General features: G+C 43.2%; 1 protein-coding gene. It reads left to right on the top strand.

Translation table 11 applies throughout. The annotated features are described in order from the left end of the window. The coding region (locus E4T71_RS09300) for a Rib/alpha-like domain-containing protein (RefSeq protein ID WP_194181272.1) at window positions 1-366 on the top strand (366 nt) is incomplete at both ends.

Raw genomic sequence — 366 nt, forward strand, 5'->3', positions numbered from 1 at the left:
ATGCTGGTAAGAATAATCCTAAGTTTGAAGAGGCATCAGGTAAGCCAGGAGAAACAGTAACTGTTCCAGCGCCTAAGAACGAAGATGGAAGTGATCTTCCAGCAGGTTCTAAGTTTGAGTCAGACAATCCACTTGTTAAGGTAGATCCAAACACAGGTGCGATTACAGTAGATGTTCCAGCGGATGCGAAACCAGGAGATGTTATTGAAGCAGTCGTAACAGTAACGTATCCAGATGGTTCAACAGATCAAGTACCAGTTAAGATTCCAGTAGCTGAGAAAGATCAGACAGACGCAGATAAGAACACACCAGTCGCACAAGAACAGGAAGTTAAACCAGGTGAGGAAGTAGATCCATCTAAATCTA

Source organism: Streptococcus sp. WM07 (assembly GCF_004570525.1).
Lineage (GTDB): Bacteria > Bacillota > Bacilli > Lactobacillales > Streptococcaceae > Streptococcus.